The sequence below is a fragment of the Streptomyces chengmaiensis genome (assembly GCF_029846775.1).
Lineage (GTDB): Bacteria > Actinomycetota > Actinomycetes > Streptomycetales > Streptomycetaceae > Streptomyces > Streptomyces chengmaiensis.
Genome location: NZ_JARWBG010000016.1, coordinates 117,245 through 140,387 on the forward strand (window position 1 = coordinate 117,245; position 23,143 = coordinate 140,387).

Annotated in this window: 17 protein-coding genes; 12 read left to right on the top strand and 5 right to left on the bottom strand. The window is 73.0% G+C overall.

Annotation, left to right across the window (positions count from 1 at the left end):
- Window positions 1-12 precede the first annotated feature (12 nt).
- Window positions 13-1,518 (top strand): complex I subunit 4 family protein, encoded by a 1,506-nt coding sequence (locus QCN29_RS16070; protein ID WP_279928751.1) that lies wholly within the window; start codon window positions 13-15, stop codon window positions 1,516-1,518.
- Entirely contained in the window at window positions 1,515-2,942 is a 1,428-nt protein-coding gene (locus tag QCN29_RS16075; protein WP_279928752.1) for an NADH-quinone oxidoreductase subunit N, read from the top strand. The genes QCN29_RS16070 and QCN29_RS16075 overlap by 4 nt, the downstream gene beginning before the upstream one ends.
- A gap of 67 nt (window positions 2,943-3,009) precedes the next feature.
- Here QCN29_RS16075 and QCN29_RS16080 read toward each other — a convergent pair whose 3' ends face one another.
- The gene (locus QCN29_RS16080) at window positions 3,010-4,272 is read right to left on the bottom strand and encodes a pyridoxal phosphate-dependent aminotransferase (protein WP_279928753.1); all 1,263 of its coding nucleotides are present in this window, start codon (window positions 4,270-4,272) and stop codon (window positions 3,010-3,012) included.
- A gap of 264 nt (window positions 4,273-4,536) precedes the next feature.
- Window positions 4,537-6,636, bottom strand: a complete 2,100-nt coding sequence (locus tag QCN29_RS16085; protein WP_279928754.1) for a SpoIIE family protein phosphatase — start codon at window positions 6,634-6,636, stop codon at window positions 4,537-4,539.
- 241 nt (window positions 6,637-6,877) lie between these two features.
- Between QCN29_RS16085 and QCN29_RS16090 the strand changes: the two genes are divergently transcribed.
- Window positions 6,878-8,020: a site-2 protease family protein gene (locus tag QCN29_RS16090; RefSeq protein WP_279928756.1), complete on the top strand. Its 1,143-nt coding sequence runs from the start codon at window positions 6,878-6,880 to the stop codon at window positions 8,018-8,020.
- Here QCN29_RS16090 and QCN29_RS16095 read toward each other — a convergent pair.
- Window positions 7,993-8,970, bottom strand: coding sequence for a TerC family protein (locus QCN29_RS16095; RefSeq protein WP_279928758.1), 978 nt, complete (start codon window positions 8,968-8,970; stop codon window positions 7,993-7,995). The genes QCN29_RS16090 and QCN29_RS16095 overlap by 28 nt on opposite strands.
- A 407-nt stretch (window positions 8,971-9,377) precedes the next feature.
- Between QCN29_RS16095 and QCN29_RS16100 the strand changes: the two genes are divergently transcribed.
- From QCN29_RS16100 to QCN29_RS16125, 6 genes are all read left to right on the top strand, one after another.
- The gene (locus QCN29_RS16100) at window positions 9,378-11,501 is read left to right on the top strand and encodes an RICIN domain-containing protein (protein ID WP_279928760.1); all 2,124 of its coding nucleotides are present in this window, start codon (window positions 9,378-9,380) and stop codon (window positions 11,499-11,501) included.
- An 87-nt stretch (window positions 11,502-11,588) separates the two neighbouring features.
- Window positions 11,589-12,230, top strand: a complete 642-nt coding sequence (locus QCN29_RS16105) for a hypothetical protein (RefSeq protein WP_279928762.1) — start codon at window positions 11,589-11,591, stop codon at window positions 12,228-12,230.
- Window positions 12,231-12,400: 170 nt separating this feature from the next.
- Entirely contained in the window at window positions 12,401-14,614 is a 2,214-nt protein-coding gene (locus QCN29_RS16110) for an FUSC family protein (protein ID WP_279928764.1), read from the top strand.
- A 535-nt stretch (window positions 14,615-15,149) separates the two neighbouring features.
- The gene (locus QCN29_RS16115; protein ID WP_398859254.1) at window positions 15,150-16,754 is read left to right on the top strand and encodes an amino acid adenylation domain-containing protein; all 1,605 of its coding nucleotides are present in this window, start codon (window positions 15,150-15,152) and stop codon (window positions 16,752-16,754) included.
- Entirely contained in the window at window positions 16,751-18,070 is a 1,320-nt protein-coding gene (locus tag QCN29_RS16120; protein ID WP_398859242.1) for a hypothetical protein, read from the top strand. Before QCN29_RS16115 ends, QCN29_RS16120 begins: the two co-directional genes overlap by 4 nt.
- A gap of 130 nt (window positions 18,071-18,200) precedes the next feature.
- Window positions 18,201-18,995, top strand: a complete 795-nt coding sequence (locus tag QCN29_RS16125) for an enoyl-CoA hydratase-related protein (RefSeq protein WP_279928765.1) — start codon at window positions 18,201-18,203, stop codon at window positions 18,993-18,995.
- Between the two features lie 86 nt (window positions 18,996-19,081).
- Here the strand turns inward: QCN29_RS16125 and QCN29_RS16130 are convergent, their stop codons facing one another.
- Window positions 19,082-19,561: a hypothetical protein gene (locus tag QCN29_RS16130; RefSeq protein WP_279928766.1), complete on the bottom strand. Its 480-nt coding sequence runs from the start codon at window positions 19,559-19,561 to the stop codon at window positions 19,082-19,084.
- A gap of 252 nt (window positions 19,562-19,813) precedes the next feature.
- Window positions 19,814-19,954 carry a hypothetical protein gene (locus tag QCN29_RS16135; RefSeq protein ID WP_279928767.1) on the bottom strand — a complete coding sequence of 47 codons (141 nt, stop codon included), beginning with the start codon at window positions 19,952-19,954 and terminating at the stop codon, window positions 19,814-19,816.
- A gap of 224 nt (window positions 19,955-20,178) precedes the next feature.
- Here QCN29_RS16135 and QCN29_RS16140 point away from each other — a divergent pair, with 224 nt between their 5' ends.
- From QCN29_RS16140 to QCN29_RS16150, 3 genes are all read left to right on the top strand, one after another.
- Window positions 20,179-21,492 (top strand): sensor histidine kinase, encoded by a 1,314-nt coding sequence (locus QCN29_RS16140; protein WP_450169457.1) that lies wholly within the window; start codon window positions 20,179-20,181, stop codon window positions 21,490-21,492.
- Window positions 21,489-22,166, top strand: a complete 678-nt coding sequence (locus QCN29_RS16145) for a response regulator transcription factor (RefSeq protein ID WP_279928769.1) — start codon at window positions 21,489-21,491, stop codon at window positions 22,164-22,166. The genes QCN29_RS16140 and QCN29_RS16145 overlap by 4 nt, the downstream gene beginning before the upstream one ends.
- Window positions 22,167-22,288: 122 nt before the next feature.
- A partial coding sequence (locus QCN29_RS16150; RefSeq protein ID WP_279928784.1) for an IS701 family transposase occupies window positions 22,289-23,143 on the top strand: 855 nt, incomplete at its 3' end.

The window sequence follows — 23,143 nt, forward strand, 5'->3', positions numbered from 1 at the left end:
GCGAGGCACCCCATGCTGACCCTGGTCGTCTTTCTCCCCCTCGCGGTCTGCGCCGGACTCCTGCTCTGGCCGCGCCCGGTGCCCGACCGCGTCTGCACCGGTGTGTGGATCGCGGCCGCAGCCGTCGATCTGGCCCTCGCCGCCGCCCTCTGGGCGGGCTTCGACCCGGACGGCGGCCTCCAGTACGAGCAGCGCGCCGACTGGATCCCCACGGCGGGCGTCGGCTACCACGTCGGCGTCGACGGACTGTCCCTGCCGCTGCTCGCCCTCACCTGTGTGCTGTTCCTGGCCGTGGCGGTCTACTCGCTGCGCGAGACCAGACGCGTCCGCGCCTACGCCTGTCTGTTCCTGTTCCTCGAAACCGTCTGCCTGGGGCTGTTCAGCGCCCTGGACCTGATCCTGTTCTTCGTCTACTTCGATCTGTCGATCGTCGGCATGTACTTCGTCATCGCGGGCTGGGGCCACGGCGAGCGGGGGCGGGCGGCGGCGCTGAAGTTCTTCCTCTACACCTTCATCGGCTCCCTCGCCCTGCTGCTCGGCTTCATCGGCCTGTATCTGGCCGCCTCCCCGCACACCTTCGACATCACCGAGCTGGCCGCGGCGGATCCGCTGGCCGGCCGGGGAGCCTACGCGGCACTGGTGCTGCTGGCCCTCGGCGTGGGCCTCGCGGTCAAGACGCCCGCCGTGCCCTTCCACACCTGGCTGCCGCCGGCCCACACCGAGGCGCCGGCCGCCGGCTCCGCGATCCTCGCCGGGGTCCTGCTGAAAATGGGGACGTACGGATTCGTCCGCATCGCGATGCCGCTGCTGCCCGGCGTCTGGCGGGAGTACGCCCTGGCGTTCATCGTCGTCGGCGCGGTCTCCGCCGTCTACGGGGCGCTGGTCGCCCTCGGCCAGACCGACGTCAAACGCATGATCGCTTACACCAGCGTCAACCACATGGGCTATGTCGTCCTGGCCGTCGGCGCGGCCGGGGTGCTCAGCGGGACCGACGACCAGGCCCGCACCCTGGCCGTCACCGGAGCCGTCACCCAGATGGTGAGCCACGGCCTCATCACCGGGGCACTGTTCCTGTTGACCGGGGTGCTCTACGAGCGCGGCCGCACCTACGCCGTCGAGGCGTACTCCGGGCTCGCCGGGCCGGCCCCGCGCTTCGCCGCGGCCGTCGCCGTCGCCGCGTTCGCCTCCCTCGGCATCCCCGGCTTCTCCGGATTCATCGCCGAATTCCAGATCTTCACCGGCAGCCTCGCCGCCCAGGCGACCGCCACCGCCCTGGCCGTGACCGGCATCCTGCTGACGGCGGCCCTGTTCCTGCGCGCCCTGCGGCAGATGTTCCTCGGAGCCCTGCGGCTGCCGCCCGGCTCCCCGGACGGCCGGTTCGGCGATCTGGCCGTCCCCGAGACCACGGCCGTCACACCGCTGCTGGGACTGGCCCTCGTCATCGGCGTGCTGCCCCGCCCCCTCCTGGACGTGATCGAACCGGCGAGCCGCGCCGTGGCAGGGCTGGTCGCCCGGTGAACCGCAACCTGACCGCCCTGCTGCCCGAGATCTGTCTCGTCGGCGCGGCCGTCACCGGACTCCTCGCCGGGTCCTGGCTGCCGCGCCACCGCCAGTGGAGCGTCGCCGTCCTCGCGGCCGCGGCGGCCCTGGCCGGTCTCGCCGCCACCGCGCACACCCTTGCGGCGGACGGCGAACAGACCGTCTTCTCCGCCGCCTTCGCCGTCGACGCGGCCACCGGCGCGGCCCGGCTGGCCGTCCTCATCACCCTGCTGCTGTTGCTGGCGGTCTCCGCGCCCGGCGTGCGCGGCCACCGGCGCGAGAGCGAGTACTGGGTCCTGCTGCTGCTCTCCGCGGCCGGCACCCTCGCCCTGGCCGGCGCGAACGATCTGCTGATGCTGTTCGCCGGCTATCTGCTGGCCTCCGTCCCCGCCTATGCGCTGGCCGGCTTCGCCAAGGACGCGCGGGGCGTGGAAGCCGCCCTGAAGTACTACCTGCTGGGCGCTCTGTTCGGCGTCGTGATGCTGGGCGGCGTGGCGCTGATGTACGGAGCGGGCCGCGGCACCGGGTACCGGCAGCTGCACACCGCGCTGCCCGCCGCGCCGTACGGGGTGGTCGCCGTCGGCCTCGTCGCCGTCCTCGCCGGACTGCTCTTCAAGTCCGGGGCGGCGCCCGCGCACTTCTGGATGCCCGACGTCGCCGACGGGGCCGCCGCACCGGTCGCCGCATTCGTCACCACGCTCCCGAAGATCGGGGCGCTCATCGCCGTGTACCGGCTGCTCCACCAGGCGATGCCCGCGGACACCGTCGACTGGCCGCTGCTGCTGGCCGTTCTCGCGGCCGCCTCCATGACGCTGGGGAACCTCGCCGCGTTCTTCCAGACGTCGGTGACCCGTCTGCTGGCCTACTCCGCCGTCAGCCAGGCCGGGTATCTGCTGATGGCGGCCGCCGTCGCCACCCGCAGCGAACTGGCCCATCAGGGGCTGCTGTTCTATCTCCCCGCCTATGCGCTGACCAACCTCGGGGCCTTCGCCGTGGTCGCCGAACTGCCGCACGCCCGGCGGCTGGAGGACTACCGCGGGCTCGCCCGCCGCCGCCCCGCGCTCGCGGCCGTCCTGGTCGTATGCCTGCTCGGCCTCGTCGGCACCCCGCCCACCGCCGTGTTCATCGGCAAGCTGGAGGTCTTCAGCGCCGCCGTCGACGGCGGCTACACCTGGCTCACGGCCCTCGCCGCGGTCAACACCGTCGCCTCGCTGTTCTACTATCTGCGCTGGCTCGCCCCCTGCTTCCGCCCCGCGGGGGACGAGGACCGGCTCCGCACCGTCCTGGCCCCGTCCGGAACCTGGGCCGCCGCGGCCGCCTGTGCCGCCGCGACGGCCTCCCTGGTTCTCGGGCTCGCCGCCGGGGCCGCGCTCCCGCTCGCCGACGGACCTCTGCTGCGCTGAGCCGCCCGCTCCGGCGGCAGCGCCGAGCCCGCGGGCCCCGCCTGACCGGCGCTCGCCGCCGCGCCGCCTACGCTCCGGTGAGGAGGCGGTCCACGGCCGCCGTGCCGGTGCCGTACGCCGCCGTGCCGGTGCTGTGCGCCGCCGGCAGCGGATGGGCGGCGGGCAGCGGGTACGGGGCCGGCAGGGGCTGCGGGGCGGAACCGTTCCGAGCGCCGTACAGCGTCTGCTCCAGTCCCGCCAGCAGCCGCCGCACATCCTCCTGCGGTCGCACCACCAGCCGCAGATGCCGGCTGGAGCTGCCGATCTTGTTGCCGCACTCCCGCACCAGCACCCCGTGCTCCTGGAGCAGCCGGTCGCGCAGCTCCGCACCGTCCACCGCCTCCGGCAGCCGTACGTACACGAAGTTGCCCTGGGAGGGATGGACGGTCAGCCCGGTGAGCCGGCTGAGCTGCCAGATCATCTCCTGGCGGTCCCGGCGCACCAGCCGCAGACTGTGCTCGTACTCCTCGCGGTGGTCCTTCAGCAGGAACACCACGGTCTCCGCGAACGAGTTGAGGTTCCACTTCGGCAGCGCGGCACGCACCCGGCCCGCCAGCCCCGGGTTGGCGACCAGATAGCCGAACCGTACGCCGTGCAGCCCGAAGTTCTTGCCCAGGCTGCGCAGCACCACCGCGTTCGGGCGCAGCACGGCTTCCGCGGCCACGCTCGGGTCCGGCTCGGCGTCGGCGAACTCCAGGAACGACTCGTCCACCACGACCAGGTCCAGATCGTGCAGGGCGTCCAGCAGGGCCAGGACCTGACGGCGCGGCAGCAGGCCGCCGTCCGGGTTGTTCGGATTGCAGATCACGGCGGTGCGGGAACCGCGGGCGCGCACGAAGTCGACGAAGGCGGCCGGATCGAGCGCATAGCCCGCCGTCTCGGGCAGCGGGAACATGTCCACGCGTTTGCCCGTCTCCATCGGCTGGTCCGTCCACCGGCCGAACGTCGGCACCGGCACGGCGAGCGAGTCCCGCACCAGCAGATGGTCGATCCAGGTGATCAGTTCGGTGGAGCCGTTGCCCATGGCGACGGTCTGCGGATTGAGCCCGAGGACGGAGGACAGCTCCGCGGTGATGGTGTCCGCGCTGCTCGGATAGTAGGTGAGGATCTCCCGCAGCCGCCGGCCCAGTTCGGCGAAGATCTCCGGAGTGGGGAAGTAGGGGTTGCACGGGATGCAGAAGTCGACCAGCTCCCGCCCGTCTCCGGCCGCCCTGCTCAGCGCCGCGAAGGAGGGGCTGTGCGCCGTCGACGCACGGAACAGGTCGGTGACGTTGCTGCCGGATTCGGCCATGGGGAACCTCCACGGGGGCGACTGCTGCCTGCCCGCGGAAGTACGTAAGGCCGCGCCGACGTGCTCAACGGCCGCCTCCACCGGCTGCCCGGACGACAGCCGGTGGAGGCGGGTGCGCAGGGGCAGGGCCGCCCGTGCGCGGCAGCCGGGTCGCGCCTAACACGCCTGGGCCCGGCAGCAGATGTGTGTAGGGCGTGGCGTCGGCGACCCCGCGGCGATGTTGCCTGCGTGGGTCGGTGCTCCGGCGGCAACCGCACCCCGTCCTCAGGTCCGCAGCCCGCTGCGCACCCGGGCGATCAGCAGGGCGACGTCGTCGTGGTCGCCCGGCCGCCGCATGGAGTGCAGCAGGACGTCGCAGGTACGCTCCAGCGACAGCCGGCGTCCGGACAGGACGTCGATCAGCGCCTCCAGCCGGACGTCGATGGCCTGGTCCCGGGTCTCGACCAGGCCGTCGGTGTAGAGGACCAGTTCGTCCTCGGGGCGCAGGGCGAACGCGGTGGTGGAGAACTCGACGTCGCCCACGCCCAGGGGCGCGCCGGTGGGCAGCCGCAGCAGCTCGGGGCCCTGGTCCGGGCGCAGCAGCACGGGCGGCAGATGCCCGGCGCTGGAGATCAGACACCGGCCGCGGTGCGGGTCGTAGACCGCGTAGACGCAGGTGGTGATGGGCTGTCCCATGCGGTCCGTGATGCGGTCGAGGTGGCGCAGTGCCTCGGCGGGGTCGAGGTCCAGCTCGGCCAGGGTCCGGGTGGCCGTGCGCAGCTGTCCCATGGCGGCGGCCGCGTCGATGCCGCTGCCCATCACATCGCCGACGACGAGCGCCGTCTTGTCGCCGCTCAGCGCGATCACGTCGAACCAGTCGCCGCCCACCTCGCTGGCCGCCTGGGCGGGCTGGTAGCGGTAGGCGACCTCCAGGCCGGGCTGGTCGGGCGGCTGCTGGGGGAGAAGGCTGTGCTGCAGCTTCAGGGCGGTGCTGCGCAGCTGCCCGTACCAGCGCGCGTTGTCGATGCACACGGCGGCCCGCGCGGCCAGCTCACCGGCCAGGATCTCGTCCTCCGCCGAGAACGGCTCCGCGTGGCGGGTGCGCTTGAGGTCCAGTGCGCCGAGGACCTCGCCGCGGGCGATCAGCGGCACCGCCATATACGAGTGGACACCGGCGGAGGCCAGCAGCGACGCCGCCTCCGGAGAGCGGGCGATCCGCGGCAGATCGCCCTCCGCCACCCTGGGCACTCGCACCGGCCGTCCGCTCTGCACACACGCGGTGACCAGCCGGTCGGCCTCATAGCGGGCGATCTGTCCGGGCGGGTCGGCGGCGCGCACGGCGTCGCCGGAGTGCGAGGCGGCCACCGCGAGGGCTCGGAACACCGCGGGACCCGGCTCGCGGGCGCCGGGCGAGCGGCCGTCGAGGATGGAGTCCAGCACATCCACCGCCGCCACGTCGGCCAGTTCGGGAACCGACACATCGGCCAGCTCACGGGCCGTCTGGTCGAGGTCGAGCGTGGTGCCGATGCGGATGGAGGCGTCGGCGACCGTCGCCAGGCGAGCTCTGGCCCGGGCGGCGTCCGCCGTCGCCCGGTGACGCTCGGTGACGTCCACCACGGAGATGGCGAGGCCGAGCACCTTCCCGTTAGAGGCCTCCAGCCGGTAGTAGGACACCGACCAGGCGTGTTCCCGGTCCGGGTCCGCCGGCGTGCGCCCTACGGACTCCCGGTCCAGCAGGGGCACGCCGGTGGCCAGCACCTCGCGCATCGCCGACTCGATGCCGTCGGCGTCCAGGAACGGCAGCGCCTCCCGGACCCGGCGTCCCACGTGGTCGGCGGCCGGCAGGCCGTTGATGCGCTCCAGGGCCGGATTGACGGTGACATAGCGCAGATCGGCGTCGACCACCGCGAGGCCGATCGGGGACTGCGAGATCAGCCGGGTGGACAGCGCCAGGTCCCGCTCCACGCGGCGCAGCGTGCCCTGTTCGGTGGCCAGCCCCAGGGCGTAGAAGTCCTTCCGAGCGCCGTGCAGCCGCATATTGCGGAACTCCACCAGCAGAGTGCCGCCGTCCTTGTGGCGTACCGGGAAGCCCCCCGCCCACCGTCCCTCTTCGCCCGCCATGACCTCCGCGAACAGCCGGCGGATCAACGGGAGGTTCTCCGGGTGGACCAGCAGTCTGCCCGCGTACCGGCCGAGTGCCTCCTTGGCGGTGTAACCGAAAAGCTCCTCGGCCTGCGGGCTCCACAGCGCGACCCGGCCCTGCGCGTCCAGCACCACCGCGGCGACGCTCAGCACATCCAGCAGCCCGCCCGGCTCGGAGGCGGCGGCGTGCGGCTTTGACACCCCACCGGGGCCGGGGGCGGGGAAGGACTCGGCCGTGCTCATCGGCGCCCTCCTTCCGGTCTGCCGTCACCGCACCTGCCACGTACCGCACCGGTCACGTGGCTACCATCGTCCCTCTCCACCGGCCGGGACCGCACCCCCGCCGCGACACTCCGGCGCCCCCCGGCGCCCGCTCCGCGCCCGCCGCCGCCGTCCCTCGCACCCGGTCGTACGGGAGGGCCGGGCGGCTCTGCCGGGAAACCCGCACGGGGAAGGAGACTGGAGTCGGGAGGAGGTACCTGCCGTGAAGGCGACATTCATGCTGGGGCGTCTGGCGGGCATCCGCGTCGGCGTCCACTGGAGCGTCCTCGTCATCCTGGTGCTGCTCGCCGTGGGGCTGGCGACCCGGTTCCCGGAGGCGTACCCCGACCACCCGGCGTGGCTGTACGCCCTCTCCGGCCTGGCTGCCTCCGTGGTCTTCCTGCTGTCCCTGCTGGCGCACGAGCTGAGCCACGCCGTCGTGGCCCGCCGCAACGGGGTGTCCGTGGAGGACATCACCCTCTGGCTGCTCGGCGGGATCGCACGGCTGAAGAGCGAGGCGCCCACACCGGGGGCCGAGGTGCGCATCGCCGGAGTGGGGCCGCTGGTCAGCCTGCTGCTCGGGCTGGCGTTCGGCTTCCTGGCCGGCCTGCTGGCCTCCGTGTTCGGTGCGGGGCTGCTGGTGGAGGTGCTGGCATGGCTCGCCGCGATCAACATCCTGCTGGCCGTGTTCAACGTGTTGCCCGCCGCTCCGCTGGACGGCGGGCGGCTGCTGCGGGCGCTGGTGTGGCGCAGGACCGGCAATCCGCTGCGTGCGACCGCGGTCGCGGCGGGCGCGGGCCGCGCGCTGGGGTGGCTGCTCGTCGCCGTCGGCGTCTATCTGGCCATCGCCGGGGCCGCCCTCAGCGGGATCTGGCTGGCGATCGTCGGCTGGTTCCTCATCGCCATGGCGACCGCAGAAGGCGGCGAGGCCAAGCTGCGGGAGCTGCTCGGCGGCATCGCGGTGCGGCAGGCCATGGGTCCCGACCCCGTGGCGGCCCCGGTCTCCGCGAGCGTGGCGGAGTTTCTGGCCAGCCCCGCGTACCGGTACCGGCACTCGGCCTTCCCGGTCGTCGACGACGAGGAGCGGCCGGTCGGTCTGGTCACGGTCAAGGCCGCCGCCGACGTGCCCGAGGACCGGCGCGCCGCCACCGGCCTGTCCGCGGTGATGGTCCCGCTGGAGGACGTGCCCACAGCACACCCCGACGACGATCTCGTGCAGCTCCTGCCCGCGCTGGAGTCGAGCTCCGTGCACCGGGCGCTGGTGCTGGACCAGGGAAGGCTCGTGGGCATCGTCACCAGCTCCGACATCAGCCGGATCACGTCCTGGCTGTCCTCGTCCTACTCCTGGCGCGGCCGCGCCTTCTGACGCTCCGGCCGGCCCCCGTCCGGCGGACGCACCACGCTGAGCACGACGGACGCCGACAGGACGGTGACGATGACGGCGAGGCTGATGAGTGAGGGGATCTCCGGGACAGCCGTGGCGACGGTCTTGTGCAGGGCCTGCAGCACCAGCTTGACGCCGATGAAGGCGAGGATGACCGCCAGCCCCCTGCTCAGATAACGGAAGCGGTCCAGCAGCCCGGCGAGCAGGAAGTACAGGGCACGCAGCCCCAGAATGGCGAAGGCGTTGCTCGTGTAGACGATGAACATGTCGCCGCTGACGGCGAGCACGGCGGGGACGCTGTCGACGGCGAACACGAGGTCGGCCGCCTCGATCGCCGCGATCACGGCGAGCAGAGGGGTGGCGACGCGCCGTCCGGCCTCCCGGACGAAGAACCTCGCCCCCGCGTAGTCGTCCCGTACGGGAACCACCTTGCGCAGCAGCCGCAGGGCGATGCTCCGGTCCGGGTCAAACGTGTACTCCTCGCCTTTGACGATCTTGTAGGTGCTGTAGAACAGCATCAGCGCGAAGACGAAGAGAACAGCCGTGAACCGGTTGACCACCGCGATCCCCGCTGCCAGGAAGACGCCGCGGAACACCAGCGCCCCGAGCACGCCGAGGAAGAGCACCCGGTGCTGATAGGCCCGGGGCACCCGGAAGTAGCCGAAGATCAGCGCGAAGACGAAGAGGTTGTCGACGGACAGGCTCTTCTCCAGCAGCCACGCGGTGGTGTACTCCACCCCGGCCGAATGGCCGACGACCAGAAAGACGACGACGCCGAAGGAGACCGCGAGTCCCACCCACACCGCGCTCCAGAGGGCGGCCTCGCGGAAGCCGATGACGTGTGCCTGCCGGTGAGCCAGCAGATCGACCGCCAGCGACACCAGCAGGATGGCGGCGAAGACGATCCACAACCACAACGGCACGTCGTGCACGAGGCCAGCTTACGGCCCGGCGTGCGCGGTCGGCCGGTCGGCGCGGCTCCGGCACGCCGCGCGTGTGCGCCGTGTCGCCCCGCGGGGCGCGCATTTCTGCTCCGGCGCGGAGCGGCACGGTTGGTGATCACGTCAATTCACCGTGTGAAAACAGCGGTTGACGGAAGTTCAAAAGCCTCGACTGTTTATTTCGATCAGATCACGACATCCTTAAACAGGACTAGACAACCTCGGGTTGACGCGCGTAACACGCCTTGTGTGCAGGCATCTTGACGGCTCATCAATTTCATACTCCTGGTAACGGAACGGATTCGGATCATCGGCCCCTTTTTGCCCGAATTTCCAAGGTCGGCGGCTCTGGCAGGCTTCCCGCACCCATCCCCTGACCAAGGAAGAGGTGCCGTCTTTTGTCCGGACGACGAAGACTTCAGAAGCCGCCGCGCCGCAGGCCCCGCCGACTGGTGCTCGCCACGGCCGCCGTCGCCCTGGCGGCCGTCGCGGGGGGCGTTGCCTACGAGGTGACACAGCCGGGAGAGGATGCCGGGCGGCCGCTGGCGCTCGCCCAGGCGGACTCCGCGGACGCGACGCCGTCCGCCGCTCCCGAGCCCGCCGAGGAGCCCGCCCGCGAAAAGGAGCCCGAGCCGCTGACCGAGGTGCCGCAGGGCGAGCCCGAGCGGGGCATGGTCTACGAGGGGCTCGAGGCCGCCCCCGAGAAGGACCCGTGCACCGGGGTGTACCGCACGTCGGAGGGGCACTGCACCCACGGGCCCGACGCGCCCCCCAAGGGCGTCGACATATCCAAGGACACGCCGCCCGCCGTCAAGCAGACGGCTCCCGCACCGGACCCGGCCAAGGGCGCTGACCGCCCCGCGCAGGACAGCGCACCCGCGCAGCCGTCCGAGGCGCCCGCCGAGGACCCCCAGCTGCCGAGGAAGGCCGGCGCCCCCGCGCTCGACGCCCGCGCGGCGAAGGACGCGCGGCAGACGAGCCCGCCGCCCGCGGCCGACCGCCCGTCGACGCAGACGTCCGCCCCGGCCCAGGGCCCTGCCGGGCAGACCGTCCGCTGCGACGGCGACGGCGCCACGGGCAACCGGGTCCAGGCGGTGTACGTCCACGCACCCGGTCGCGACCGGTACGCGCAGTATCTGCCGTCCTTCCGGAAGTGGGCCGCCGACGCCGACCTGATCTACTCGGAGAGCGCCAAGGACACCGGCGGCGTACGGCACATCCGCTATGTCACCGCCGCGGACTGCACGCCGACCGTCCTCAACGTCGAGCTGCCCGCCTCCGCGCTCGCCGAGTTCAGCGCCACCAACCGGGCGCTGGCCGCGAAGGGCCTGGACCGCCGCGACCGCAAGTACATGATCTTCGCTGACGCCAACGTCTACTGCGGCATAGGCACGTTCGCGGGGGACGAGCGCCCCGGCCAGAACAACCTGTCCAACTTCGGCCCCTCCTACGGGCGCACCGACGCGGGCTGCTGGGGCGGCCACACCGCGGCGCACGAACTGGGCCACAATCTGGGCGCGGTCAACAACAGCGCGCCCAACACCAGCCGCGGGGCGCACTGCACGGACGAGTGGGACGTGATGTGCTACTCGGACAGCCCGTACTACCCCAGGATGCGCAGCGTCTGCCAGGACCGCGGATACGAGAACCGTCTGGACTGCAACCACGACGACTACTTCCACACCGATCCCAGGCCCGGCAGCTATCTGGCCACGCACTGGAACATCGCCGACAACCAGTTCCTGATCAAGGACAGGGGAACCACCCGGCCCACGCCCACCCCCACGCCCACCCCGACCCCGACACGAGGGCCGACCGGCGGACCGGCGGCCGGGCCCGACGTGAGCGTCGGCCAGCTCGCCCCCGACTCGGCGATGGCGTCATGGAAGCCCGTCGACGGCGCGGCCTGGTACCAGCTGTTCCTGAACGGCAGGCACCTCGGCTGGGTGACCACGGCCGGCGCCCGGATCTACAACCTGACACCGGGAACCGAGTACACCCTCGCCGTCTCCGTGCGCGACGCCGCGGGCCGGGACGGCAGCCGGGGCAAGGCGCTCTCCTTCCGCACCCCCGGCAACGGCGGCGGCACGACCACCACGCCCGGCGTCCGCTATCTGCTGACCAACGGCGCCACCGGAGCGGCCGCCGAGGTGTGGGGCGGCCAGACGGCGTCCGGCGCCGTCCTCGTCGGCTCGCAGCGCAACGGGTACGCCCAGCAGCAGTGGCACATGGACGACGCGGGCGGCGGCCACCACCGCATCCGCTCCGCCGTCTCCGGAAAGTGCCTGCAGACCGGCGGCACGCCCGCCGCGGGCATGTGGGTGGCCCAGCAGCCCTGCCGCGACGTCCCCGCACAGCGGTGGAAGATCGCCCGCAGCGGCAGCGGCATCACGGTGACCGCAGCCGGCAGCCGCTATGTCCTCGGCGTCAGCAACCGCCCGTACTACGGCTCCTGGCTCATCGAGCTGCAGCACGCCACGGGCGGCCCGGCGCAGACCTGGACGGTCCACAAGGCCTCCTGAGGCTGCGCCAGTCCCTGCTGTGCAGGCCGGCGGACGCCCGGTGCGTCCGCCGGCCCGCCCGAACCCACACCGTCTGGAGTCCCAGCCATGCGCAGAGCCCTGCTCGCTGCCGCCGCCCTCACCCTGGCGGGGCAGGCCCTGTCGACGACCGCCGCGCCCGCCGCCCTCGCCCATGGCGGCACCCTGGACGTGGAGATCACCGGACATTCCTTCGGACATGTGCGGACGACCGTCACCTGGGAGAACGACAGCGATCCCGTCGCGGGGCGCGTCGCCGCCACGGTGAACGCGGTCAGCGCCGACGGCACACAGAACATCGGCCCATGGAAGCTGATCCCCGCCCAGGACGCCGCCACCGGCTACACCACCGCCGAAGCCCTGCCGCCCGGCCGCTGGACGGTCACCGTGGAAGCGGGCCACCCCGGGCTCGGCCGCGACCAGGCGGAGCTCACCGTCTCCCCGGGAACCCCCGCATCACCGGCCGCCCCGCAGAGCAGCCCGCCGCCGGAGGCCGCCCCGCCCGCGGCCTCCGCCGCCCCACCTGCCGCTTCCGCCGCCCCGCCCGCGGCCGGGCCCGACGAGCCGGCGACCGCGACCGCGGCAGCCGCACCCGATGCCGCCGCCGGGACCGGCCCCGCCGCATACCTCGCAGCGGCGGGCGCCGTGCTCGCCTGTGCGGCCGGACTCGCCGTCGCGTGGCGCATCCGCCGTGCCCGAGCACGCACCTGAGCGGGGCCGGCGACATCCGGCCCGGTTCGGCCCCGGCCTGACAAGAGGGCGTGGGGCCGTATCGATGATGCGGCTCCTCCGCGTGGGCGCGACCGGCCGCGGCGTGCCCGCACACGCGCGACGCCCGATCACGGCTTTCCGCGGAGCGCGCCCTGGCCGACAATGAGGCAATGACGCACGCAGCCCCCGGCGCGAGAGCCCCGGCGGACCGCAGGGAAGCGGTCCACGGCGGCGTCCGCGTCACGGCGGCCGCCGCGGCGGGCTTCTACGGCTGCCTCTACGGCCTCGACCGGCCCGTGATGGCCCTGTACGCGCTGTTCGGCGCCGTCGCCATGGGCCTCCTCGCCAGGATCCCCGGCTCCGGCCGGCAGCGGGCGGCCGTCCTCCTGGTCACGCTTCCCCTCGGCTGGGTGCTCGTCTCCGCCGGCACGTTGCTCGCCGTCCACACCTGGAGCGCGGTCGCCGGCATGGCCGTCGTCGGCTTCTGCCTGGCGTTCGCCGCCGTCGCGGGCCCCCGTGCCGCGGGCGCCGCCCCCGGCCTGCAACTGCTGTACATCCTCCCCTCCTTCCCCCCGTACGAGCCCGGCACCCTGTGGGAGAGGCTCGCCGGCTACACCCTCGGCGCACTGCTGCTGACCGCCTCCGAGCGGTTCCTGCTGCCCGTCCCGCCGCCGGGGGCCACCTACCGTGGCCTGCTCGCCGACGCGGCCGCCCTCGCGGGCACGGCCGCGGAACAGCTGTCCGCCGTGCCGCCCGCAGGCCCGCAGCGCGGGACCACGCCTGACGAACTGGCCGCCGCCGGCGAACGGCTGCGTCCGTCACAGGTGCCGCCCGCCGAGCGGCCCGCCTCCGCGGCCCGCACCGACCGGGCCCTCTCCCATGCCGCGGGCGCGGTGCGCGCTCTGCTCGGCCAGCTGGCCGCAATGATCCGGGCGGCGCCCCCCGGAGCCGCACGCTGCCCGGACCCGGCCTCCGCGGCCCTGCTCACCGCCGTCGCCGACGCCTGTGCCCGGACCGCCTCCGCCGCCAGGCACCCCTCCGCGCCCTCTCCGTACGGCGCGCACTCCGGCGACCCGCCGGAACTGCGTACGGCGGTCGAGACGTTTCAGCAGGCCCGTGCGGACTCCGACGAGGCGGACGGCGGACGGCCCCCCGCGGAGGTCCTGGGCCGCCGTACCGCGGTGCTCGCCGCCGCGCAGACCACCCGCATCCTCGCGGCGGCCGTCGACGTCGCCAGGGGCGGCCGCCGCCCCAGGCCGCTGTTCCCGGACAGCGACCTCTTCTCGTACGCGGACGCCGGCGCACTCGCCCTGTGGCGAAGCAGACTGCTGGGCCATCTGACCCGCAGCTCCGTACAGTTCCAGAACGCGGTGCGGATCACCCTGGGACTGTGCGCCGCGCGGCTCGTCGCGGGCGCGTTCGACATCGAACACGGCTTCTGGGTGCTGCTGGCCGTGCTCACCCTGGGCCGGAGCACGGCCGTCGAGACGTGGTCTACCGTCCGCTCCGCCCTGCTCGGCACGTTCGCAGGAGCGCTCGCCGCAGCCGCCCTGATCATCGGGGCGGGGCCGAGCAGACCCGTGTACGCGGCCCTGCTCGCACCGGTGATGCTGACGGCCTTCGCCGCCGGCGCCCTGTTCGGCCCCGCCTGGGGCCAGGCCCTGTTCACCCTCGTCGTCTCGGTCGCCTTCGCCCAACTGGCCCCCGTGACCTGGCAGCTCGCCGAAACCCGCCTGCTGGACGTGGTCACCGGCAGCGTCATCGGCCTCGCCTGCTCACTGCTCGCCTGGCCCGCCGGGGCACGCAGGGAGACGGTCCGGTCCATGGGACGCCTGCTGCACACGACCGCGCTGCTGCTCGAAGAGACCACGGCGGCGGTCCTCAGGCCGCCCGCGGACGCCGAGGGCCCGCCGCCCTCGACGCTCGCGGCACGGCACGCCCTGCGGCTGGCCGAGGCGTCCTTCGCCCAGTACCAGAGCGAACCCCACAGCACCGCACGGGAGGGGCCGCACCCAGACTTCCACGCCGTCGACGTGACCGCCCGGCAGATCCTGCTCGGCGCCCACTGGCTTCCCTACGACATGCGCCCCCGGGACGGCGGCCCCGGCCCACGCTCCCGTACCTGGGCACGGCAGACGGCCGCCGCCCTCGCCGGCACATGCACCCGTCTCGGCGACCGTCTCCTCGCCGGCCGCCCCCCTAAGACGCCGCACCCCGAACCCGCCGAACCCGCGGGCCCGCCCGACCCCGACGATCCGGCGCTGCCCGTGCTGCTCGACCTCGACGTCTGGTTCACCGGAGTCCGCTCCGCCCTCGCACCGGCCCTGGCGGCCGCGGACCGCCCGGCCGGCGCGCCGGACTCCGGGGAGCATCCCCGCGCCTGAGCGCACGGCAGCCCTCCGGCGGCGACGGCGCACCGGCACATCCGAGGCGTCGCGCACCCCCGAGCCCGGTCTTCGCCGTCCACCGGCCTCCCACGTCATTTGGGGCGGCCGCGGCCTTCTGCCGCCTGAGCCGGTCCGCGAGATCCGCCATGTCCGACGCATGCCCGCACACGGCGCCCGTCGCGGGCTGCTCCCCGTCCGCGTGCGAAGGCTCTTACGGAACTGTGACGGCGGCCGGGTTCTCCTTGGCCGCCCCGGGCGGCTCGTGTGGGCTGGGGGCGGGCTCCAGCGCCCGGCCGGCCCGCTCGGCGCGGCCTGTTTCGCCATGTCTCCACGCCGTCCCCGGCATGTCTCCACCAGAGGGGATCACCACGTGACGACCCATCAGCACACTCCGCTCCGCACCGGCCCGGATCCCGACGGCCGGGACGACGGCGTCCCCGCGGCGTCCCTCGGCGCTCCGCGGCCCGCAGCGGAGCCGGGATCAGCCGAACCGGAACCACGGACGCCGGGACCAGCGGTGCCGGGACCAGCGGTGCCGGGACCAGTGTGGCCGGAAAGGGGGCTGCCGCCCGGCCCGGGACACGGCCCGGCCGTCGCCCTCCCGTACGACTGCATCCACCACGCCTTCGAGGCGCAGGCCGCGGCCCGCCCCGACGCCGTCGCCGCCGAACACGGCGACATGTCGATCACCTACGGAGAACTGGACCGGCAGGCGGACCGGCTGGCCGGGCTGCTGTCGGCGGCCGGGATCGGCGGGGGAGACCTGGTGCCGGTCGTCGCCCGGCGCGGCATCCCGCTGCTCGTGGGGCTGCTCGCGGCGCTGAAGGCCGGGGCCGCCTATGTGCCGCTCGACGCCCGCATCACCCCTGCCGAACAGCTCCGCCACGTACTGGGGACCACGCGGGCCCGTGTCGTGCTCACCACCTCCGACCACAGGCGGCTGACGCCGCTCCGGGCGGTCCCCTCGGTGATCGAGGTCGACACGGCGGCAGCCGGCCCCCTTCCCGCCCCGGACGCCCGCCGGCCCGCCGGGGCCGCGCCGACCGGGGACGACGCCTGCTATGTGCTGTTCACCTCCGGCACCACCGGGCCGCCCAACGGCGTCGTGGTGACCCACCGCAATGTGTGCAATCTGCTGCTCACCGAGCCCGGCGGCCTCGGCATCGGGCCGGGACAGCGCGTCAGCCAGATCCTGAACATCGCCTTCGACATGGCCGCCTGGGAGATCCTGGGCGCCCTCGGCCGCGGCGCGACCCTGCTCATCAGGGGCCGGGACATCGCCGAAACCGTCCGCCGCGCCGATGTGGTGATCGCGACCCCGACCATCCTGACCACCGTCGACCCCGCACACTGCGAACGGGTCAGGGTCGTCGCCGTGGCGGGGGAGCCCTGCCCGCGCGCACTGGCCGACCGATGGGCCGCCCGCGCCGTCTTCTACAACTCCTGCGGCCCGACCGAGACCACCATCGTCAACACCATGCAGCGCCATACCCCGTCCGCACCCCGACTCACCATCGGCCGCCCCACTCCGAACAACACCGTCTACGTCCTCGACGCCGCCCGCCGGCCCCTGCCGCCCGGCGAGACGGGCGAGATATGGGCCGGAGGCGCGGGGATATCCGCCGGCTATCTCGACAACCCCGAGCTGACCGCACAGCGCTATGCGCCCGACCCGTTCCTCGGCGGCGGGCGGCTGATGTTCCGAACCCGCGATCTGGGCCGCTGGACCGCCGACGGCGAGTTGGAGATCCTGGGGCGCACCGACGACCAGGTCAAGATCCGCGGCTTCCGCGTCGAACTGGACGCGGTCTCGGCCGTACTGGAAGCCCTGCCCGGATGTGTACGCGCCGCGACCCTCAAACTGGACTCCCGGACGCTCGTCTCCTTCATCGCCCGGGAGAGCTCCGGAGGCGGCCCCGACCCGCAGACCGCACGGCAGGCCGTCGCCGCGGCGCTGCCGTACTACTGCGTCCCCGACGCGGTGCACATCCTCCCCCGACTGCCCCGCACCAGCCGCGGGAAGATCGACAAGGCGGCGCTGCGCGGACTGGCCGAGCAGCACCGCGCCGTGCATCCGGAGCCAGACCCCGTAGCCGAACACATCCGCGCCGCGGAGGCAGAGGAGGCCGTACGGTGACGACCCCGCCCCGGCTGCGACCCCGGCTGCGTCCCCAGGACATCGCACTCCCCGCGCCCGTACACCCTCTGCGCCGGATCTGGAAACACCCCCGGCTGATGCACTACAACCGGCTGATCGCCCTCGTCGTGGCCGTCAACCTGGTGCCGGCCGCTGCGCAGTTCGCCGCCGGAGGCGGGCAGGCGGCCCCGGACGCCCACACCCTCGGCCGCTTCGCCCTCGCCAACGTCGCGCTCGCCGTACTCGTCCGCCAGCAGTACGTCATCAACCTGCTTTTCCGCGTCGCCACCGCCGCCCCCCTGCACTGGCCGCTGCGCATCCGCTGGACCCTCGCGAAGGTGTACCACTTCGGCGGGCTGCACGTCGGCGGCGCCCTGATGGGAACCGGATGGTTCGTCGCCCAGGTCGCCGCGCTGACCGCGGACGGCGCGCCCGCCGGCCTGCTGGCCGTCTCCTACGCGCTGCTGGTGCTGCTGATCGCCGTGGTGGCCCTCGCACTGCCGCCGCTGCGCGCACGCCGCCACGACCTGTTCGAACGCAGCCACCGGTTCGGCGGCTGGGCGGCGCTCGCCCTGCTGTGGGCCCAGACCCTGCTGTCGCTGCGCGCCCGCTCCGCACCGCCGCTCGCCGACCCCGGCGTATGGGTGCTGGCCCTGCTGACCCTGAGCGTCGCCCTGCCCTGGCTGCGGCTGCGGAAGGTGCCCGTCAGCATCGAACGGCCGTCGCGGCATGTGGCGATCGCCCGCTTCGACCACGGGGAGACCCCGTTCGCCGGGTCCTCCACCGCGATCAGCCGCAGCCCGCTGACCGAGTGGCACTCCTTCGCCAATGTGCCCACGCCCGGCCGCAGCGGCTTCCGTCTCACCGTCTCCCGGGCCGGCGACTGGACCGGGGCGTTCATCGACGACCGGCCGTCCCATGTCTGGGTCAAGGGCATCACCACGGCCGGAGTGGCCAATGTGGAGACCCTCTTCCGCAAGGTCGTCTACGTGTCCACCGGCAGCGGCATCGGACCCGTCCTGCCCCATCTGCTGGCCGCCGAGGTGCCCTCCCGGCTGGTCTGGGCAACCCGCGCCCCGCGTGAGACCTACGGCGACCGGCTGGTCGACGAGATCCTCGCCGCCCAGCCCGAGGCGGTCATCTGGGACACCACCGAGAGCGGCAAGCCGGACATGGTGCGCCTCGCCTACGCCGCCTTCCGGGAGTTCGACGCCGAGGCGGTGATCTGCATCTCCAACAAGAAGCTCACCTGGCAGGTCGTCCACGGGATGGAGCGGCTCGGCATCCCCGCCTACGGAGCCATCTGGGATTCCTGACATCCCCGCATCCCCGCCGACTCGACGACCCGGCCACCGCGGGCCCCGGCCACCACCGGTCCCGGCCACCGGCGGTCACCCGACGCCCCGACGCCCCGACGATCTGATCACCCGACAAGGAGACACACCCATGACCGATCCTTCCGACGGCCGCGCCTACCGCACCATCCGGGTGCGGCGCACCGGCCGGGTCGTCACCGTCACCCTCGACCGCCCCCGTGTGCTCAACGCGCTGAGCAGCGAGCTGATGGAGGAGGTCAACGACGCCCTGACCCCGTACGACAGCGACCCCGGCATCGGGTGCTTTGTGATCACGGGATCCGAGCGGGCCTTCGCCGCTGGGGCCGACATCGCCGAGATGGCCCCCAAGACGGCGGTCGAGATGGCCGCCGACGACCACTTCGCCGGCTGGGAGACGTTCGCCGCCCTGCGCACCCCGAAAATCGCCGCCGTGGCCGGCCACGCTCTCGGCGGCGGATGCGAACTCGCCCTGATGTGCGACCTGATCATCGCCGCCGACACGGCGGTCTTCGGCCAGCCCGAGATCAGACTCGGCGTCATCCCGGGCATCGGCGGAACCCAGCGGCTGACCCGCCGCATCGGCACGGCCCGGGCCATGGACATGATCCTCACGGGCCGCACCATGGACGCCGCCGAAGCCGAACGCACCGGCCTGGTCTCGCGGTGCGTCCCCGCCGACCGGCTCGCCGAAGAGGCGCGGACCGCGGCCGAGACCATCGCCTCCTTCAGCAGACCCGCCGTCCTCGCCGCCCGGGAGGCCGTGCACCGCGCACTGGAGACGGGTCTGCGGGACGGGCTCCTCTTCGAACGCCGCACCTTCCACGCGCTTTTCGCCACACACGACCAGAAGGAGGGCATGAACGCCTTCCTGGAGAAGCGGAAGCCGACCTTCAACGGGAGCTGACACGGCGGGCGGCAGCCGTACGCGCACGGGGTGCGGCCCGGCCGGACATCCGGCCCGGCGCCGCACCCCGCGCGGTCAGCCGTCGGTCACAGCGCCCGCAGGTAGTACTTGGTGCGGAACCCGCTGCCGGTGGAGCAGTCCAGAGTGGACTTCGTGTTCGTGTAGGTGAAGCCGGACGGCACCGTACAGGCCCACAGACCGGTCTTGGGGGTCTTGAGGTAGTACTTGGTGCGGAATCCGCTGCCGGTGGAGCAGTCCAGAGTGGACTTCGTGTTCGTGTAAGTGAAGCCGGACGCCGTCCTGCACGCCCACAGACCGTCCTTGGGCGGCTGCACATAGTACTGGGTTCTGAATCCGCTCGAGGAACAGCTCAGCGTGGAGCGGGTGTTCGTGTACACATAGCCGGACGGAACCGTGCAGGACCAGAAGGCGGCGGCAGCGGCGCCGGACGAGGCATCGGCCGCGGCGGCGTCCGGCGCGGCCGTGGCGGGGGAGACGGCGGCGCCGAGCAGAGCGAAGGCGCCCACGGCACCGGGCAGCAGCATCCGCAGTTTCGATCGCACCATGAGGTGAGCACTCCTTAGTTGGTCGTCCCACGGGCAGAACCAACGGGTGGGGGGCTCGGCCGGGTTCTGGCCCATTGCCCCGGCCGCCGCATCGTGCGCGCTCCGGAATGCTGACAGCCGGGGTCCCGGGCAGCAACGTTTCCCCTCGACCGCCGCAATGATCCAGCCGCCCGAGGCACATCCCCTGACCTGCGCATCCATGGAGGAACACATGTATGACACAGGTTTCGAGGCCGGCCACGGCGGCCGGAATCACACGGCCGGGACGCCGCCCACCCCGGCGGAGTACGAGTCCCCCAGGGCGACATAGCCGATGCCCTCCGCGGCACGGTCCGCCGCGGCGGCCGGTGCGGACCCCCGGCCAGGAAGGCGGACAACGACAGCAGGCAGCACAGCGCTCCGGCGCCGGCCCGGCGGGACACACGCGATCAGCGATCCATGACCGGCGAACGAGCGCCGCCCCGCCCGACACGCGGCCGTCTCCCCGCCGACCCCTGCCCGGTAGTCCCGTCGTACTCAAGAGCCAGGCGACGGTGCACTCCACGGCGTGATGCGGCCGGCCTGGTCCTGTCTCTAACGTCCCTGCTGCAGACCACGTCAGAACGGGGCCTAGGGTGATCCATGTGACAGCGGAAGACGACGCACAGCGGCCGGGCACGGCGGTGCGCCGCCTGCTGCCGCACGCCGCGGGGCTCGCGGACCTGTGGACGACACGGCGCGCACCGCTGCCCCGGCACGCCTGGCTGGGCTGGCTGCCGCACGGCCACGCCGTGCTGTTCGCCGTACTGGTAGGCCTGTGGAACGTCAACGCCCATGCGGTCCAGGGGTCATCGCCCTCGGCGACCCTGTGGCTGCTCGGCGTCCTCCAGTCGGCCGCCGTCTGCCTCGCCCTGTACCGCCCGGCGTCCGCCTGGCAGCTGTCCACGGCGGCGCTCTTCCTGACCGCCCTGAGCGCGGACGGACGTGTCGGCGCGGGCACGCCGTGGCCCTGGAGCATCGCGGGCATCGCCCTGCACACGCTGGTTCTGTTCCTGCTCGCCCTGCGGATCAGACCCCTCGGGGCGATCGCGGCACCGGCCCTGACCCTGCTGGCGGGAGCCGCCAACGCCGCCCTCAGCGGTCACGACCACAACCTGACCGTCATCGGCGGCGCCATCCCCTTCACCATCGCCGCGGTGGTCGGCGTCTCGCTGCGCACCAGCCGGGTGGCCCGGGAACGCCTCGCCGAACAGGAGGAGCTCACCGCCGAGGAGCAGACCCGGCGCACCCTCCTGGAGGAACGCGGGCGGATCGCCCGGGAACTGCACGACGTCGTCGCCCACCACATGTCGGTCATCTCCATTCAGGCGCAGGTCGCCCGGCATCTTGTCGAGGACCCGCCCCGCGAGCTCACGGAGAACCTCGCCGGCATACGCCACGGCGCGGTCGAGGCGCTGACCGAACTCCGCCACATCCTGGGCGTCCTGCGCGCACAGGACCCCTCCGCCGAGGGCGGGCGGCACGCCCCTCAGCCCACGCTCGACCGTCTGGACGAACTGGTCGCCACCGTGCGGGGCGCCGGGCTCACCGTCACCGCCGAGACGACCGGATCGCCGCGCCCCCTGCCGCCGGGCGTGGGTCTGTCGGCCTACCGGATCGTGCAGGAGGCGCTCAGCAACGCCATGCGGCACGCACCCGGCGCCGCGGTGCGCGTCGCGATCGCCTACCACCCGTCGGAGATCACCGTCCAGGTGGTGAACTCCGCTCCCGCCCGCCGCGCGCCCACCGCGACAGGCCTCGGACACGGACTTCCCGGGATGCGGGAGCGGGCGGCCATGCTGGGCGGCGAACTGGCCGCAGGACCCACGGCGAACGGCGGCTACGACGTCACCGCGATCCTCCCGGACGGCACGCGCGAGCCCAGCGCCGCCACGGCAGGAGGCGCTCTGTGACGATCCGCGTGCTGGTCGCCGACGATCAGATGATGGTCCGCCAGGGCTTCACCGTGCTGCTCAACGCCGAAGAGGGCATCGAGGTCGTCGGTCAGGCCGTCGACGGGCTCGACGCCGTCGCCAAGACCGTGGAACTCGCTCCCGACGTCGTGCTGATGGACATCCGGATGCCGCGGTGCGGCGGCATCGAGGCCACCCGCCGTATCAGGGGCGGAGGCGGAGACACGGAGGGAGCGCCCAAGGTGCTCGTCCTCACCACTTTCGATCTGGACGAGTATGTGTACGACGCCCTGCGCGCCGGAGCCTCCGGGTTTCTGCTCAAGGACGCCTCCGCCGCCGAACTCGCAGGTGCCGTGAGGGTGGTGGCGGCCGGAGAGGCACTCCTCGCTCCGAGCGTCACACGACGACTGATCAGCGAGTTCTCGCGGCTGGCGTGCCCGCCGCGCTCCCCGCTCAAGGAGCGCATCGCCGATCTGACCGAGCGTGAGACGGAGGTCCTGTCCCTGATCGCCCAGGGACTGTCCAATGCGGAGATCGCCGCACAGCTGATCGTGGCGGAACAGACCGTGAAGTCGCATGTGAGCCGGATTCTGGTCAAACTCGGCCTGCGCGACCGGACGCAGGCGGCGGTCTTCGCCTACGAGACGGGGCTGGTGCGCCCGGCCGGACCCTAGTAGTGCTTGGTCAGGTTGGTTGTCCTGGTGCGTGTCCTTCGGGCCCGGTGTGGCGTTGAGTGGGTGTGACTCCGGACGAGATGACTTTGGCGCGTGGTGAGTTGGAGGCGTTTGCGGCGGAGATGTTCGAGCCGTTCGCGAGAAACGACCAGCGCCGGTGGGGCCAGGTCTACCTGCGGGGACTGCTGACCGACGGCAAACGCAAGTCGGTCGAGCCGATGGCCGCTCGGCTCGGGGAGGACGGCAACCGGCAGGCCCTGGCCCACTTCATCACCACCAGCCCGTGGGATCCGGCCCACATCCGGGCCCGTCTCGCCTGGCGGANGGTCTACCTGCGGGGACTGCTGACCGACGGCAAACGCAAGTCGGTCGAGCCGATGGCCGCTCGGCTCGGGGAGGACGGCAACCGGCAGGCCCTGGCCCACTTCATCACCACCAGCCCGTGGGATCCGGCCCACATCCGGGCCCGTCTCGCCTGGCGGATGGAAACAGAGATCCGGCCGACCGCGCTGGTCTTCGACGACACCGGGTTCCTCAAGGACGGCAACGCCTCGGCGTGCGTGTCGCGGCAGTACACCGGCACCGCGGGCAAGGTCACCAACTGCCAGGTGGGCGTCTCACTGCACCTCGCATCCGATCACGCCTCGGCGGCGGTCAACTGGCGCCTGTTCCTGCCCCCGAGCTGGGACCCCGCCTCGCCGAAAGCGGACCCGGACAAGGTCGCCCGCCGCACATCCTGCAACATCCCCGACGACATCGGTCATGTGGAGAAATGGCAGCTGGCCCTGGACATGGTCGACGAGACACGCTCCTGGGGAATCGAAGTGCCGCTGGCCATCGCGGACGCCGGATACGGCGACGCTGCCGCGTTCCGGCTCGGCCTGAAAGCCCGCGGCCTGCACTACGTGGTGGGGATCTCCACCACGCTGTCGGCCCAGCCCGGCGACGCCGAACTGGCCACGGTTCCGTATTCCGGG

Excerpts from the sequence above, each read along its gene's own strand:
- QCN29_RS16070 (WP_279928751.1), top strand. The coding sequence starts at position 13 with ATGCTGACCCTGGTCGTCTTTCTCCCCCTCGCGGTCTGCGCCGGACTC.
- QCN29_RS16080 (WP_279928753.1), bottom strand. The coding sequence starts at position 4,272 with ATGGCCGAATCCGGCAGCAACGTCACCGACCTGTTCCGTGCGTCGACG.
- QCN29_RS16085 (WP_279928754.1), bottom strand. The coding sequence starts at position 6,636 with ATGAGCACGGCCGAGTCCTTCCCCGCCCCCGGCCCCGGTGGGGTGTCA.
- QCN29_RS16105 (WP_279928762.1), top strand. The coding sequence starts at position 11,589 with ATGCGCAGAGCCCTGCTCGCTGCCGCCGCCCTCACCCTGGCGGGGCAG.
- QCN29_RS16110 (WP_279928764.1), top strand. The coding sequence starts at position 12,401 with ATGACGCACGCAGCCCCCGGCGCGAGAGCCCCGGCGGACCGCAGGGAA.
- QCN29_RS16125 (WP_279928765.1), top strand. The coding sequence starts at position 18,201 with ATGACCGATCCTTCCGACGGCCGCGCCTACCGCACCATCCGGGTGCGG.
- QCN29_RS16130 (WP_279928766.1), bottom strand. The coding sequence starts at position 19,561 with ATGGTGCGATCGAAACTGCGGATGCTGCTGCCCGGTGCCGTGGGCGCC.